Annotated in this window: 12 protein-coding genes; 7 read left to right on the top strand and 5 right to left on the bottom strand. The window is 61.0% G+C overall.

What is annotated here, in order from left to right:
* Positions 1-18: 18 nt before the first annotated feature.
* From AB5Z02_RS08955 to AB5Z02_RS08945, 3 genes are all read left to right on the top strand, one after another.
* Entirely contained in the window at positions 19-282 is a 264-nt protein-coding gene (locus AB5Z02_RS08955; protein WP_005349483.1) for a YhdT family protein, read from the top strand.
* On the top strand, positions 272-1,729 hold the full coding sequence (gene panF / locus AB5Z02_RS08950; RefSeq protein WP_236321215.1) for a sodium/pantothenate symporter: 1,458 nt from the start codon (positions 272-274) through the stop codon (positions 1,727-1,729). Before AB5Z02_RS08955 ends, panF begins: the two co-directional genes overlap by 11 nt.
* An 89-nt stretch (positions 1,730-1,818) precedes the next feature.
* Positions 1,819-3,246 carry a PTS transporter subunit EIIC gene (locus AB5Z02_RS08945; RefSeq protein ID WP_088870041.1) on the top strand — a complete coding sequence of 476 codons (1,428 nt, stop codon included), beginning with the start codon at positions 1,819-1,821 and terminating at the stop codon, positions 3,244-3,246.
* Position 3,247: 1 nt separating this feature from the next.
* Here the strand turns inward: AB5Z02_RS08945 and AB5Z02_RS08940 are convergent, their stop codons facing one another.
* On the bottom strand, positions 3,248-4,120 hold the full coding sequence (locus AB5Z02_RS08940) for a LysR family transcriptional regulator (RefSeq protein ID WP_231719493.1): 873 nt from the start codon (positions 4,118-4,120) through the stop codon (positions 3,248-3,250).
* Positions 4,121-4,220: 100 nt separating this feature from the next.
* On the opposite strand from AB5Z02_RS08940, the gene AB5Z02_RS08935 reads away from it, so the two are divergent.
* The 3 genes from AB5Z02_RS08935 to AB5Z02_RS08925 all read left to right on the top strand — a co-directional run bounded on the left by AB5Z02_RS08935 (position 4,221) and on the right by AB5Z02_RS08925 (position 7,368).
* On the top strand, positions 4,221-5,237 hold the full coding sequence (locus AB5Z02_RS08935) for a zinc-binding alcohol dehydrogenase family protein (protein WP_368215882.1): 1,017 nt from the start codon (positions 4,221-4,223) through the stop codon (positions 5,235-5,237).
* Between the two features lie 537 nt (positions 5,238-5,774).
* On the top strand, positions 5,775-6,653 hold the full coding sequence (gene prmA, locus AB5Z02_RS08930; RefSeq protein ID WP_005358410.1) for a 50S ribosomal protein L11 methyltransferase: 879 nt from the start codon (positions 5,775-5,777) through the stop codon (positions 6,651-6,653).
* Positions 6,654-6,813: 160 nt separating this feature from the next.
* Positions 6,814-7,368 carry a sugar O-acetyltransferase gene (locus AB5Z02_RS08925; RefSeq protein WP_368215881.1) on the top strand — a complete coding sequence of 185 codons (555 nt, stop codon included), beginning with the start codon at positions 6,814-6,816 and terminating at the stop codon, positions 7,366-7,368.
* Positions 7,369-7,749: 381 nt separating this feature from the next.
* Here AB5Z02_RS08925 and AB5Z02_RS08920 read toward each other — a convergent pair whose 3' ends face one another.
* Complete coding sequence (locus tag AB5Z02_RS08920; protein ID WP_368215880.1) at positions 7,750-8,298, bottom strand: NAD(P)H nitroreductase; 549 nt, start codon at positions 8,296-8,298, stop codon at positions 7,750-7,752.
* Between the two features lie 105 nt (positions 8,299-8,403).
* Complete coding sequence (locus tag AB5Z02_RS08915; protein ID WP_368215879.1) at positions 8,404-10,431, bottom strand: FAD-dependent oxidoreductase; 2,028 nt, start codon at positions 10,429-10,431, stop codon at positions 8,404-8,406.
* Positions 10,432-10,749: 318 nt separating this feature from the next.
* Between AB5Z02_RS08915 and sppA the strand changes: the two genes are divergently transcribed.
* Positions 10,750-12,594: a signal peptide peptidase SppA gene (gene sppA / locus AB5Z02_RS08910; RefSeq protein WP_368215878.1), complete on the top strand. Its 1,845-nt coding sequence runs from the start codon at positions 10,750-10,752 to the stop codon at positions 12,592-12,594.
* A 92-nt stretch (positions 12,595-12,686) separates the two neighbouring features.
* Here the strand turns inward: sppA and AB5Z02_RS08905 are convergent, their stop codons facing one another.
* Positions 12,687-13,607, bottom strand: coding sequence for a L,D-transpeptidase family protein (locus AB5Z02_RS08905; RefSeq protein ID WP_005338927.1), 921 nt, complete (start codon positions 13,605-13,607; stop codon positions 12,687-12,689).
* A gap of 511 nt (positions 13,608-14,118) precedes the next feature.
* A complete protein-coding gene (locus AB5Z02_RS08900; protein WP_042054930.1) occupies positions 14,119-15,360 on the bottom strand; it encodes a lipopolysaccharide assembly protein LapB in 1,242 nt (413 codons plus the stop codon).
* Positions 15,361-15,365 lie beyond the last annotated feature (5 nt).

Below are 15,365 nucleotides of genomic sequence, written 5' to 3'. Positions count from 1 at the left end.
AATTTGTCGGAGGCCAAGGTGAACCGTTTTGCTCTCGCCCGCCGGGAAGCAGCTTTCTGCCTGCTGCTGACCCTGTTCTACTTCTTTGCCTGGTATGGCACCGCCTATTTTATCCCGCTCCAGCTGGAGTTGTGGGGGCTGCCGTTGTGGTTCCTGCTCAGCTGCATGGTGATGCCGCTGCTGTTCATTCTGCTCTGCGCCCTGATGGTGAACCGGCTGTTTGTGGAGATCCCCCTCGATACCCACTCCCCTTCCGGCAAGGAGTCATCCCATGAATCTTGAGTTGATGCTGCCGCTCGTCATCTATCTGGTGCTGGTGCTGGGGGTGGGTTTCTGGGCCAGCCGCCATCGCGCGCAAGGCAACTTCGTGCAGGAGTACTTCATCGGCAACCGCAGCATGGGCGGGCTGGTGCTGGCGATGACGCTAGTGGCCACCTACACCTCGGCCTCCTCCTTTATCGGTGGGCCGGGCGCGGCCTACAAGATCGGTCTGGGCTGGGTGTTGCTGGCGATGATCCAGCTGCCCACCGTCTGGCTCACTCTGGGGGTGCTTGGCAAGAAGTTCGCCATCATCGCCCGCCGGGTCAATGCGGTGACCATCAACGACATGCTGTGGGCCCGCTATCAGAGCAAGGCGGTGGTGATCCTCGGCTCCGTTACTATCATCCTCGCTTTTATCGCGACCATGGTGGTGCAGTTTATCGGCGGCGCCCGCCTGCTGGAGACCGCCACCGGCCTCTCCTACCAGCAGGGGCTGATGCTGTTTGCCAGCTGCGTGCTGCTCTACACCATCATCGGCGGTTTTCGCGCCGTGGTGATGACCGATGCCCTGCAGGGGATCATCATGCTGATCGGCACCGGTGCCCTGCTGGCGGGGATTCTGGTCGCAGGTGACGGCCTGCCAAACCTTATCCACCAGCTCAGGGAGATCGATCCCAAACTGGTGAGCCCGCAAGGAGCCGGCGACATGCTGACCCAGCCCTTTATGCTGAGCTTCTGGATCCTGGTCTGTGTCGGGGTGGTGGGACTGCCCCACTCGGCGCTGCGCTGCTTTGGTTATCGCGACAGCAAGGCGCTCCATCGCGGCATTCTGATCGGCACAGTGGTCAGCGCCCTGCTGATGTTCGGCATGCATCTGGCGGGTGCCCTTGGCCGCGCCATCCTGCCGGGCATGGACAGCCCGGACAAGATCATGCCCTCCCTGATGATGGAAGTGCTGCCCCCTTGGCTGGCCGGGGTCTTTCTGGCGGCGCCGATGGCAGCCATCATGTCCACCATCGACTCCCAGCTGATCCAGGCTTCCGCCACTCTGGTGAAAGATCTCTATCTCAACTATCTGAGTCCAAAGCAGGAGAAGCTGGAAGTGCGCATTCCGCGCCTCTCCCTGCTCTGCACCCTGATCTTGGGCACCCTGGTGCTGCTGGCGGCGCTGCAACCGCCCGAGATGATCATCTGGCTCAACCTGCTCGCCTTTGGCGGTCTGCAGGCTGTGTTCCTCTGGCCGCTGGTGCTCGGCCTCTACTGGTCACGGGCCAACGGCCCGGGCGCGCTGGCCAGCATGGTCAGCGGCATCGTCAGCTATGGGGTACTGAGTCAGTGGGGGATCAAGCTGGCTGGTCTGCACGCCATCGTGCCAAGCCTCACGCTGGCGCTGGTGGTCTTTATCACGGTCAGCTTGCTGACGGCACCGCCCTCGCGGGAAGTGCGCGAGCTTTTCGGGCAGAAATAATAAAAATATAAATTAGGGGTTCCAAAACTATCCCCAAATGGGTGTTTTCCGGTTAAACTGTGCGCCAAGTCACAGAACGTAGCCGCTGTATGCCCGTTAAAGCCACTCGACAAGTCGTTACTCAAGCCCTGCAGCGGCTCGGTTATGCCCTGCTGCTGCCCGTCTCCATCCTGCCGATGGCGGCGCTGATATACCGGCTTGGTCAACCCGACGTGCTCGATTTGGCGGTGCTCTCCCTCACCGGTCAGGCGATCTTCAGCCAGATGCCGCTTATCTATGCGGTGGCGATCGCCTTTGGCCTGAGTCGGCAGGAGCTGGGCGGACAGACGCTGGCGGGTGCGGTCAACTTCCTGCTGCTCAGCACCGCCTTCAATACGCTGGCTCCCAACCTGCACGCCGACATGATCTGCGGCCTGCTGGCGGGGCTAACCACTGCCATCATCTACCCCTGGGTTCACCAGCAAACACTGCCCCGCTGGCTGCAGATCGCCAGGGGAGAGTTTCCCAGCCTGCTGGTGTCGGCCTTGGCCTGCCTGCTGATCGCCATCCCCCTCTCGCTGCTGTGGCCGCCGCTGGAGCGCGGGCTGACCCTGCTCACCTCGGAGCTGCTTACCACGCCGTTTGGCGCCTTCTGCTACGGCACCCTCAACCGCTTGTTAATCCCGCTCGGGCTGCATCAGGTATTGGGCAGCGTCATCGGCCTTGGCGAGAGCAACCTGCAGGCGCTGGCCACCGCCCAGCCCCTTCATGAAGGATATGTAGCCGGTCTTTACCCCATCATCATGTTCGGCCTGCCGGGTGCCTGTTTTGCCATCTGGCTGCACCGCCAGCGGATGCAGCGGCTGCCGCAGGGCGGGCTGCTGCTCACCCTGGCGCTCACCTCGGCACTGGTGGGTATCACTGAACCTATCGAATTTCTGTTCGCCTTTACCGCCCCCTGGCTGTTTCTCGCCCACGCCCTGCTGACCGGACTGTCGCTGGCGGTCTGCAGCGGGCTGGGGATCAAGGTGGGCAGTTACTTCTCCGCCGGTCTGCTGGATCTGGTGCTGAGCTATCAGGCAGGGGAGCATAGCTTCTGGCTCATCCCGGTCGGTATCCTGTTCTTCGTCGCCTACACCCTGCTCTTTTACCAACTGCTGGAGCGTGCCCCCCTCAGCATGCCGAGCAAGCCCATCGCGGTGGAGCATCCGCGCCTTGCCAGTGTTGCCCCCTCAGACCCGCAGATGCTGGCGATCCAGTACCTCAAGGTGCTGGGCGGGATGGACAATCTGGTGGCGATGAGCGTCTGTATCACCCGCCTCAGCCTGCGGGTGCGCGATATTTCACTGGTGGATGAATCCCGCCTGCTGGGCCTGGGCTGCCTCTCCTGGATCCAGCTCAACGAGCACCAGCTGGTGCTGGTGCTGGGCCCCAGCGCCAGCCTGATTGAAGGGCAGATCCGCATGCTGGCGGAGCGCCAGTCGGTCCCCCTCGGCCTCAAACCCAATCAGGAGTCGGCCAGCCAGAGCAGCTGGTAACTCAGGCAAACGGCAACCGCTCGGCCACGAAATCCATCAGGGTGCGCAGAGCGGGGGCCAGATGCTCCCGACTCGGATAGATTAGGTAGAACGGGTTGGCCGGAATGGGCTGATCCGGCAACACCTTCTGCAGCCGCCCCGCCGCCAAATCCCCTTCACAGACATGGTGGGGCAACAGGGCAATCCCCCCGTCATGAAGCGCCATCTCCCGCAGCGCCAGCAAGCTGTTGCTGACACAGGCCACCTGTGGCCGCCAGCCCCCCTCCTGCAATGGCCACACCGGCATGGCCGAGTGCACCAGACAGGCATAACGACCCAGCTCGCTCAACTGTTGTGGCATGCCGTGGGCCGCGAGATAGGCGGGCGCCGCCACCAGATGGCGCGCCACCTCACCGATACGCCGACAGATGAGGCTGGAGTCTTTCAGCGGCGCCGCCCGCAGCGCCAAATCATAACCTTCCCCCACCAGATCGAGCTGTTCGTCACTCAGGGTCAGTTCCAGCACCACTTCGGGATAGAGGGCACGAAACTCGGCGAGGATCCGGCCAAGCAGCAGGGTGCCGGTCGCCTCGGGGGCAGTGATCCGCACCCGCCCTGCCGGGGCCGAGCGCAGCCGCGCCATCGCCAGATTGGCGCTGCGGGCCAGTGCCAGCAGTCCCTGACAGTGCTCCACATAGAGTTCCCCCTGCGGGGTCAGGCTCAACCTGCGGGTGGTGCGCTGCAACAGCCGCACCCCGAGCTGGGATTCGAGCCGCGAGATCTTCTGGCTCACCGATGACTTGGGCATACCGAGCAGCTCGGCAGCCCGGGTAAAGCTTCCCTGCTCCACCACGGTGGCAAACAGTCCCATCAACTCCAGATCGACATTGTTCATATATTCAAACAGTCTTTACCGATTACCCATCTTAATCTTGATAATCAACCAGACTAGAGTGAGTGGCAATCCCGAACACAGCGATTTGAAAGGAAAAACCATGAAAGCCATTGCCCTGACTCACTATTTGCCAAGCGACCACCCCGACTGCTTCATCGCCGCCAACCTGCCCGATCCGGTTCCGGGCCCGCGGGATCTGCTGGTGCGGGTCACCGCCACCTCCATCAATCCGGTAGATACCAAGGTGCGCTCCCCCAAGGCCAAAATTGAAAGCTCGCCCAGGGTACTGGGCTGGGATGCGGTGGGGGAAGTGATCGCCACCGGCAGCGAAGTGACCCTGTTCAAGGCGGGCGACCGGGTCTGGTATGCCGGCGACATCAGCCGCCCCGGCAGCAACAGCGCCCTGCAACTGGTGGATGAGCGTATCGCCGCGATCGCCCCCACCAGCGTGAGCGATGTGGAGGCCGCCGCCCTGCCGCTGACCGCCATCACCGCCTGGGAGACCCTGTTCGAGCGCTTCGCCCTCACCCGCGAAAGCCGTGGCAAACTGCTGATCATCGGCGGCGCCGGTGGCGTGGGCTCCATCGCCATCCAGCTGGCCCGCCAGCTCACCGGCATGGAGGTGATTGCTACCGCCTCCCGCCCCGAGAGCCGCGAGTGGTGCCTCGAGATGGGGGCCCATCAGGTTGTGAACCACCACAAGTTGCAGGAGGAGCTGACCGCCCTTGGCATCACTCAGGTCGATGCCATCTTCTGCACCAACGCCACCGCCGAGCACTGGGCCACCATGGCAGGGCTGATCCGCCCGTTTGGCCATATCTGTACCATCGCCGAATCGAGTGAGCCGTGGGATCTCTCCCTGCTCAAGAGCAAGAGCGTCACCTTCAGCCAGGAGTTCATGTTCACCCGCTCCCTGTTCCAGACGCCGGACATGATCGAGCAGCACCACCTGCTCTGCAGGGTGGCGGCACTGGTCGATGAAGGGGTACTGCAGACCACCCTGACCAGAACCATCCCCTCACTGACCCCGGTCATGCTGGCTCAGGCCCATGCCGAGGTTGAAGCGGGCCGCATGGTAGGCAAGCTGGTGATCGACATGAGCGGCTTTGCCAACTAAGCCTTCAAACGCACCATGATGGGATAAGTTCACCAAGGAGATGCCCCAAACGGGCACAACCAGCAGCGCTAATGCCAGCCAGCGGCAGGCCAACATCCAACAATCAGCCAAAAAAGAGGCCATTTCGCGAGAAATGGCCTGAATACCTGAACATTGGGGTAACAATCACACACATATCCTTATGCAGGACATATTAGTCTTTGCATCTGGCGTGCCAACTGCAGCATGAATGCGCCAAAACGGCGTCAGTCCATCCTTGAGCAAGGTGCCGACCTTGCTCTTTTTTTGTCTGGCAGACTGTTTACCAGGCAAAGGAGTGCAGATAAAAAAATGCCACCCGAGGGTGGCAGTGAAAGATGACGGAACTTGAGCAAAGCGTTCAGCGAAAACCGGTCGTCTTCGCCTGCATAGAGCAATACAGGAACCGTGCCAATCCGGCAAAAGCCCCCGTATCCCTCCACGTCATGGGCAAACCACGACAGCACTGCCCCATGATGGTAGAATCTCGCGGTTTCACATTTATGAAGAGTCGACGCCATGCCCTGGATACAAATTCGAATCAACGCCACTGCCAAGACCGCAGACAAGGTGAGCAACATGCTGCTGGGGCGTGGAGCCCAGGCGGTGACCTTTATGGATGCCAAGGATGTGCCCGTCTATGAACCCATGCCCGGTGAAACCCCGCTCTGGGGCGAGACCGAAGTGATGGGTCTGTTCGATGCCGAAACCGATCCGGCTCCCACCATCGCCTTCTTCCAGCAGATCTTCGGCGAAAATGTCGGCTACAAGGTCGAGCAGCTGGAAGACAAGGATTGGGTGCGCGAGTGGATGGATCACTTCCACCCCATGCAGTTTGGCGAGCGCCTCTGGATCTGCCCGAGCTGGCGCGACGTGCCGAATCCCGATGCGGTCAACGTCATGCTGGATCCGGGCCTGGCCTTCGGTACCGGTACCCACCCCACCACGGCACTTTGCCTGCAGTGGCTGGACGGGCTGGATCTGACCGGTAAAACCGTGGTCGATTTTGGTTGCGGCTCCGGCATTCTCGGCATCGCCGCCCTGAAACTGGGTGCCGCCCGCGTCATCGGCATCGACATCGACCCGCAGGCCATTCAGGCCAGCCGCGACAACGCCGCGCGCAACGGCGTCGCCGACCAGATTGAGCTCTATCTGCCAGCCGACCAGCCGCAAGATGTCGAAGCGGACGTGGTGGTCGCCAACATCCTGGCCGGCCCACTGCGCGAACTGGCTCCACTTATCGCCGGCCACGGCAAGCCGGGCAGCCTGATGGCCCTCTCCGGCGTGCTGGAGAGCCAGGCCCCGGAGCTGGAAACCATCTACGGCCAGTGGTTCGAGATGGACCCGACCGCCGTCAAGGAGGAGTGGTGCCGCCTCTCCGGCCGCAAGCACGGCTAAGGGCGGTCAGCAACTAAGGTTGCAAGCTATTGTCGCTATCAAACAAGAGCACCCGAGGGTGCTCTTGTTGTTTCTCCCCTTTCCCACTCTGGGGGACGGTTCACGCTTCTCTGGCCAATGAGGGATTAACATCGTTCTTCCACATCATTGAGGCCCTGCCATGATCGAATACCAGAAGATGATTTGCAGCCAACCGTACAACTGCATGGCACCCGAGCTGGCCCTGTTGCGCCGGGAGGCAGCACGGCGCTATCGCCGTTTCAATCAGGCGGAAGAGGAAGCAGAGCAGCGGGCGCTGTTGGCGGAGCTGATTGGTGAACTGGCAGAGAACGCCTTTATCTGCCCACCCCTCTACTGTACCTATGGCCGCCACATCCACCTGGGCAAGGACTCCTACATCAATATGGGAGCGACCCTGCTGGACAATGCCCCCATCCGCATCGGAGCCAACGTGATGATTGGGCCAAACGTGCAGATCTATACCGCAGCCCATGCGCTGGAGGCCGACGAACGGATTCAGGGAACAGAGACGGCACTGCCGGTCACCATTGAAGACAAGGTCTGGATTGGGGGCGGCGCCATCTTGCTGCCCGGCGTCACCATAGGGCGGGAGGCGATCGTCGGCGCGGGTGCCGTAGTCACCAAAGATGTACCGGCCGGTACTCGGGTAGTCGGCAACCCAGCCCGGATCCTGCCAGCCAAAAACAGGGCATAAGGCTGCCAACCTGGCTGCATCTTGATACCGCCATCAGTTCACAACAGCCCCGACACCCCATAAAAAATAAAGCCCAATGTCACGAAGACGTTGGGCTGTTAAAAGGTGCTACGGAATTGCGACTCTCATCGCAGAAAAATTAGAAGGAGTGCCCTTCTAAACTGGCAGGGAGATACTAGCGAACACGCAAACGTTTTACATAGTGAAATACAACAGGATTGCGAGGTACATCGCACTATTTAAATAATTACCTGCTATGGCGCGCGAAGCCTCTTTGAGCCATTTATTTTCCCCAATCACTCTGGTTACTATTCACGGTTAAACAGCAAAGCCCCGATTTCTCGAGGCTTTGCTTCTCTCAACCGCAACGTGGCCGAAAAGTTAGAAACGGCGGACAAACTCATCGAGCGGCAGCTCGCGCAGTTTACGCGCTTCCAGCATGGGGGTACCGAGATAGAGGAAGCCCACCAGCTGATCTTCTGCCGCCAGTCCCAGCCCCTTGTTGATCTGCTCGTCGAAGATAAACCAGCCGGAGCGCCAGATGCCGTTGAAACCCTGCGCCTGTGCCGCCATCTGCATCGCCATCACGGCGCAACCGGCAGAGAGCTCCTGCTCCAGCTTCGGCACTTTGGGGTGCTCCTGATAACGGGTTGCCACCGCGATGACCAGCGGTGCCCGCAGCGGCGCCTCGCTGCACTTCTTGATGCTCTCTTCATCCTCGCCACGGGCACGGGCCGCCTCGGCCAGCAGCTTGCCCAGCCGCTCGCGGCCTTCCCCTTCAAACAGAATGAACTGCCAGGGAGTCAGGGTGCCGTGATCCGGCGCGCGCAGCCCCGCCTTCAAAATATTGTCCAGCACCTCGCCAGCAGGAGCGGGATCGGCGAGACGGCCACAGGAGTGGCGGTTGAGCAGCAGGGTGAGGGCATCCATGGGCAATTCCTTCTTGGGCAATGATGGCGCTACCTTAGCACAGCGCCGAATGAAGAAAACCCCTGAGGCTCAGGGGTTTATCTCCTTCATGATGGCGGGGAGAGATTAGATGACCGCCGCCAGTTCGGCGCCCTGTCTGATCGCCCGCTTGGCATCCAGCTCGGCAGCCACATCGGCACCACCTATGATATGCACCGGCTTGCCTGCGGCCTGCAGACCGGCCTGCAGCTCCTTGAGGGGCTCTTGTCCGGCGCAGATGATCACCTGATCCACCGGCAGACACTGCTGCTTGTCACCCACCTGAATATGAAGCCCGTCGTCATCGATGCGCAGGTACTGCACGCCGGAGAGCATCTGCACCTTGCGGTTCTTGAGCACGGTACGGTGGATCCAGCCGGTGGTTTTGCCAAGGCCGTCGCCCACCTTGCTCTCCTTGCGCTGGAGCAGCCAGATCTGGCGCTCTGGCGCATCGATTTCAGGGGTGGTGAGGCCACCGCGCTCGCCAAGCTGCTTGTCGATGCCCCACTCCTTGAGCCAGTGATCACGGTGCCCCTCGGCATCCATCTCAACCTTCTTCTCGACCAGATACTCAGCAACATCAAAGCCGATGCCGCCGGCGCCGATCACCGCCACCTTCTGGCCGACCGGCTTGTGATCCCGCAATACATCGAGATAACTCATCACCTTGGGATGTTCGATGCCCGGAATATTGGGGGTGCGCGGACGGATACCGGTAGCGAGGATCACCTCGTCAAAACCGCCGCCGAGCAGGCTCTCGGCACTCTGGCGCTGGCCCAGATAGAGCTCGACACCGCACTTCTCCAGCCGTTTGGCGAAATAGCGCAGGGTTTCGTGAAACTCCTCCTTGCCCGGGATCTGCTTGGCGAAGTTGAACTGGCCGCCGATTTCGCTGGCCTGATCGAACAGGCTCACCTGATGACCGCGCTCGGCGGCGTAACAGGCGAACGCCAGGCCGGCGGGGCCCGCCCCCACTACCGCCAGCTTCTTGGGCTGGGGCACGCGGCCAAAGGTCAGCTCGGTCTCGAAACAGGCGCGAGGATTGACCAGACAGGAGGCTCGCTTCTGCTTGAACACATGGTCAAGGCAAGCCTGGTTGCAGGCGATGCAGGTGTTGATCTCGTCCGCCCGATTTTCGGCCGCCTTGATGACAAACTCGGGATCCGCCAGGAAGGGGCGCGCCATGGAGACCATATCCGCCTCTCCCCCCGCCAGAATCCGCTCGGCCACCTCGGGGGTGTTAATCCGGTTAGTAGTGATAAGCGGCACCTTGAGGTGTTTTTTCAGCTCGGCAGTGACCCAGCTGAAGGCGCCGCGCGGCACACTGGTGGCAATGGTGGGAATACGCGCTTCGTGCCAACCGATGCCGGTGTTGATCAGGGTCACCCCCACCGCTTCCAGCGCTTTGCCGAGCGCAATCACCTCTTCCAGGGTCGAGCCCTGTTCCACCAGATCCAGCATGGAGAGGCGGAAGATAATGATGAAGTCGGTGCCGACCCGCTCGCGGATGGCGCGGACAATCTCCACCGGAAAGCGCATCCGCTTTTCGCTGCTGCCGCCCCAGCCATCGGTGCGTTTGTTGGTGCGCTCGCAGATGAACTGGTTGATGAGATAGCCTTCCGAGCCCATCACCTCGACGCCGTCATAACCGGCCGCCTTGGCAAGCGCAGCTGTAGCCGCGAAGTCGCGAATGGTGCCGCGGATCTGCCGCTCGCTCATGGCGCGTGGCTTGAACGGGGAGATGGGGGCCTTGAGGGCGCTCGGGGCCAGACTGAACGGATGATAGGCGTAACGACCGGCATGGAGGATCTGCAGCGCTATCTTGCCCCCCTCCTGATGTACGGCGCTGGTCACCTTCTTGTGCTTGCTCACCTGCCAGGGAAAGCTCAGCTGCGAGCCGTGAGGCACCAGCCGACCGCGCAGGTTGGGGGCGATACCGCCGGTGACGATAAGGCCAACACCACCGCGGGCGCGCTCGGCATAAAAGGCAGCCAGCTTGTCAAAACCGCCCTTCTCCTCTTCGAGGCCGGTATGCATGGAACCCATCAACACGCGGTTGCGCAGCTGGGTAAAACCGAGGTCAAGGGGCGTCAGCAGATGGGGATAGCGACTCATGATGCCTTCCTCTTTAAGGCCAGGGTGCATGGAACAACGCCCAACACCCGGTTGCGCAGCTGGGTAAAGCCAAGGTCGAGCGGGGTCAGCAGGGTCGGATAGCGGCTCACGATGCCTCCAGTTAATTTTTTGTTATCAAACTGAGGCTAGAGTAAAGAATCGAAAATTCTTTTTCAAACAAATGTTTGGACAATTTTTCAGCGAACAGCCGTGCCCTGAACGAAGATAGGCGGGATCCGCCAGTCGGAAATGGCAATTTCGCCCGCAACTGGTTAATAATGGCTCTTCTCTACCCATTAACAGGGCGATAACGCGACTATGTCTATTTTCAAAGGTCTGGGTTGGTTGTTCCGCAGCCTGTGGCGCCTGCTCAATTTCACCCGGCTGATGCTGGTCAATCTGCTGTTTCTCATCGTAGTGCTGGTCATCGTCTTCAGCGTCAGCCAGAAAGAGGCCCCCAAGGCGCCCATCGAAGGGGCGCTAACCCTCAATCTCAACGGCGTGCTGGTGGAGCAACGCTCCCAGACAGATCCCACCGTACAACTGCTGCGCCAGATGGACAGCAGCGACGAGCAGCCGAGCGAGATCGTTCTCTCCGACCTGCTGTGGGCCATCAAGAGTGCCAAGGATGACGAGCGCATCAAGGCGCTGGTGATCAAGCCGCAAGGGCTGCAGGGGGCCAACTTCACCAAACTGCAGGAGGTGGCGAGCGCCATCGACTCCTTCCGGGAGAGCGGCAAACCGGTGATCGCCATGGCCGACTTCTACACTCAGGGGCAATACCTGCTGGCGGCCCACGCCGATCACGTGCTGCTCAACCAGAGCGGCGCCGTGGTGATTGAGGGGCTTGGGGTCTACCAGACCTACTTCAAGTCGGCGCTGGAGAAGCTAAACATCACCCCGCACGTGTTCAAGGTCGGCACCTACAAATCCTTCGTCGAACCCTATACCCGCGACGAGATGTCTCCCGAGAGCAAAGAAGCAAACCAGCGCTGGCTGGATCAGCTGTGGCAATCCTATGTGGCTGACGTAGCCGAGCAGCGGGAGATCGAACCCGATGCGGTCGCGCCGGGCAAGGATCGCTTCCTCGAGCTGCTGCGCAAGGCCGGTGGCAATGCCGCCAACTACGCCCTCGACAACGGGCTGGTGGATCAGCTGGCCACCCGCGACGAGATGACCCAGGCGGTCATTAAAGAGGTGGGTGAAGCGGACGATCACGGCTGGAAAGGAGTCGGCCTGAAAGAGTATCTGGCCGCAGTGCCCGAGCAATATCCCCAGAGCGGCAAGGATGAGGTGGGTCTGGTGGTCGCCAGCGGCGCCATCATGGATGGCGTACAGCCTGCCGGTACCATAGGCGGTGATAGCCTCTCCGACCTGCTGGCCGATGCCCGTCGCGATGACAAGGTTAAAGCCGTGGTCCTGCGGGTCGACAGCCCCGGCGGCAGCGCCTTCGCCGCCGAGCAGATCCGCGCCGAGCTGCTGGCCCTGAAACAGGCTGGCAAGCCGGTAGTGGTCTCCATGGGCAGCTATGCCGCCTCCGGTGGCTACTGGATCTCCGCCGATGCGGACAAGATCTTCGCCTCCCCGACTACTCTCACCGGTTCCATCGGGGTGTTCGGCATGTTCGCCACCATCGACAAGGCGTTGGCCCAGTTCGGGGTACATACCGACGGGGTTGGCACCACAGATTATGTTGGCGTAGGCCCGACCCGCGCCCTGCCGGATCACGTCGGTAAGGCGATCCAGCTGAGCGTGGAAGATACCTACCAGCGCTTCATCGGTCTGGTCAGCAAGGGTCGTGGTCTGAGCCCGGAAGAGGCCGAGAAAGCGGCCGAAGGTCGTGTCTGGACTGGTGAGGATGCCAAGGCCCTGGGTCTGGTGGACGAGTTCGGCAATCTGGATGACGCCATCAAGGCCGCCGCCGAACTGGCCAACCTCAAGGAGTGGCAGGTGACCCCCATCGAGCAGGAGGAGTCCACCAAGGACAAGTTCCTGCGCCAGCTGTTTGACAGCAGTGCCCAAGTGCTGGCCCCCCAGTTGCAAAGCTGGCTGCCGGCTGGATTTGGCAAAGCATTGGTGGAAGTGAACCGCAGTCTCGACCCGCTCACCCGCTTCAACGATCCGCAAGGCACCTACGCCTTCTGCCCGGTCTGCGTGCAGTAAGCAAGCGGTGACTCCCCCATAAAAAAACGGCGACCATCTGGTCGCCGTTTTCTTTATTCAGCCAGTGCGCGCGGCACTGCCAATTTGCCCAATCAGGGATTGAGGCGGGTTGGCATACCGGTACGCTGTTCCAGCACCTGCTTGACCACGTTGGAGTCAGACTCGGCGTGAGCAATGAAGCGGGTGATGGCCGGTGTCATCGGGAGCGGCACGGAGGCGGTGGAGTTGAACTCCTCCTCGGTACGCGACAGCGGCTCATGTACTTCCATGTAGCGACCGCCATCCGGCTCGACCGTGGTCTTGACCGGCTGGTTGACGAACTGGACGCGGGTGCCGACCGGCACGTTGTCGAACAGATACTTGATGTCGTCAGCGCGCAGACGCACGCAACCGCTGCTCACCCGCAGACCGATACCGAAGGTGGCGTTGGTGCCGTGGATGGCATAGAGGTTGCCAATGTAGAGGGCGTGCAGACCCATGGGGTTATCCGGACCGGCTGGCCATACTGCCGGCAGAGTCTTGCCCTGGGCGGCATAGCGGCGACGGATGTTCTCGGTCGGGGTCCAGGTCGGGTTGGCGCGCTTGCGCTCTACCTTGGTGATCCAGTTCTCCGGGGTGTTTACCCCCAGCTGACCGATGCCGATGGGCAGTACTTCCACCACGTTCTTCCCTTTCGGGTAGTAGTAGAGACGCATCTCGGCAACGTTGATGACGATCCCTTCGCGGGGCGCGTTGGGCAGGATCAGCTGGTGAGGGATGATCAGGGTGCTACCCGCTTTCGGCAGATAGGGATCAACGCCCGGGTTGGCTTCCATGATGTTGGTCAGACCCAGCTGGAAGTCAGCAGCGATCTGCTCCAGCGGACGGTTGTCCGCAGGCACCACGTATTCCTGGTTTTCACCGATCAGGCGGCTGTTGGCCGCAGGCAGACGGTACTCGACGGCGGCAGCCTGCTGGCTGACCAGCGCAAATGTGCATAAAAGGGCCGAAGCGGCAGTGCGAAGGGGATTCATAAAATTCCTGTGTGGTTTCCTGTACCAAATGGGCCGGGGGCCGTCTCATCCTCGGTCTGCCGGTGGCGGGTCAACCTGCCCCACGACGCCAATAACCGAGCGCGCATTCTTTCCTGAGTCGGCCAAAATTTCAACTTCCATATGTTGCTTTTCTTGTTAAAAGTAGCCGTTTTCGATGTGACACTTATCAACAGGGCAAAAGCCACACTAGCAAGTCGCAGCTGAGTAAAAGATGAATGGCACGGCCCGCCTGGCAGCGAGCCACCCGAGCCCTAGTCAACCACAGCGCAGCGCCACCTTGCTTCACGGTTGCAGCCCTAGCTAAAACGTTTGTCGCATCCGGGGAGATAAACCAATGTCGACGTAGGCTCTTTATTGGTATGAAGAGGGATAAAACCGTGCGTCGGCCACCCGCCAGTGCTGGCAGCCACCATAAAAAAACCGCTCCGAAGAGCGGTTAATGGAGCCACCAGGCAACCATAAAAGGGACTACAGGTAGTTGTCATTGGAATTACTGGACGGCTGCCTCCCCGGTGCCACTCTGCTCCTTGAGGAAGCTGATCCACGGAGATGCCCGACCGCTGACGTTGCCATTCTGAGCCGCCTGGGTGAAGGCGTTGAGGGCCTCCTTCGGCTTTTGTTGCTCAAAATAGGCGACCCCGGTCAGGAACTTGAGATCCGCCCGCTGTTCACCATTTGCATTGGCTGCCGGTTTGGCGGCCAGCGCCACCAGATCCTGATAGCGTTTGCTCTGGATCATCATGCGCGCCATTTTCAGCTGCAATTCGGCGCTCGGGGCCAGCTGGTAGGATTTGGCCAGGGTGTCGATGGCCGGATCCAGCTCCTTGGCCTGATGCCAGTAGTTGGCCAGGGTCTTGTAGTTGCTGGCGCTCTGCTCAATCACCCCATCCTTCATCCCCTTCTCCATCACCCGTGCGGCGCGATGGGGAATGCCGGTGAAGGCGAGGTAGTTGGCGAGGCGCTGCAGCTCGGCGGCCTCGGTCAACATGCCGAGGTTATAGGCCGACTCCAGCGCAGCCAGCGCCTTGGCATCGTTGCCTGCCTGCATATGCATGGCCGACAGCTGGGTCCAGTACTTCTTCTTCTCCGGGAACATGTTGACCAGAGAGGTCAGCACCTCGGTCGCCGGTTTGTACTGTTTCAGCTCGTAGTGAGCGCCCATCTTCAGCAGATACCAGGACTCCGGCGCTTTACCTGCCGACAGCTTGATCGCCTGATCCACTGCCGGGATTGCGTCACGGTACTGCTTGAGCTGCACGTGGGCGTTGGCCAGCGTGATATAGGCATGGGAGTTGGGCTTGTCATCCTTGCCCTGGTTGGCAAACCACTCCTTCATGGTCTTGATCGAGCCCTGATAATTACCCTCAGCCATATAGAGCTGGGCCAGGTTGTAGCGCACCTGCTGGGCCACCGGTGGCGGCAGGCCGCCTGTCGCGATGGCATCGGCAAAGTACTTGGTCGCCTGACCGTATTTCTCCTGCTGGGCGGCCACGAAACCGAGGGTCTGCAATATGACCCCCTTGTCGTAGACCCGCTCGCCCGCGCCGGAGAGCGCGTCTTGCAGCTTGGCATTGGCCTCACCGTATTTCTTCTCGGTGATCAGCTCCTGCGCCTTGTTGACCGCCCGATAGGCCCGATCCGACAGGGCCGGCTGCTCGGCGGCCCAACTGGCGGTGCTGAGCAGCACCGCCATGGCGACCGGGGCGAGGATCATCTTCTGTAACTTGTTCATCGCCA

The organism is Aeromonas sp. R2-3 (assembly GCF_040908375.1).
GTDB classification, from domain to species: Bacteria; Pseudomonadota; Gammaproteobacteria; order Enterobacterales; family Aeromonadaceae; genus Aeromonas; species Aeromonas veronii.
The sequence above is the reverse complement of the archived record's forward strand: the minus strand, read 5'-3'. Positions and strand labels throughout refer to the sequence as shown.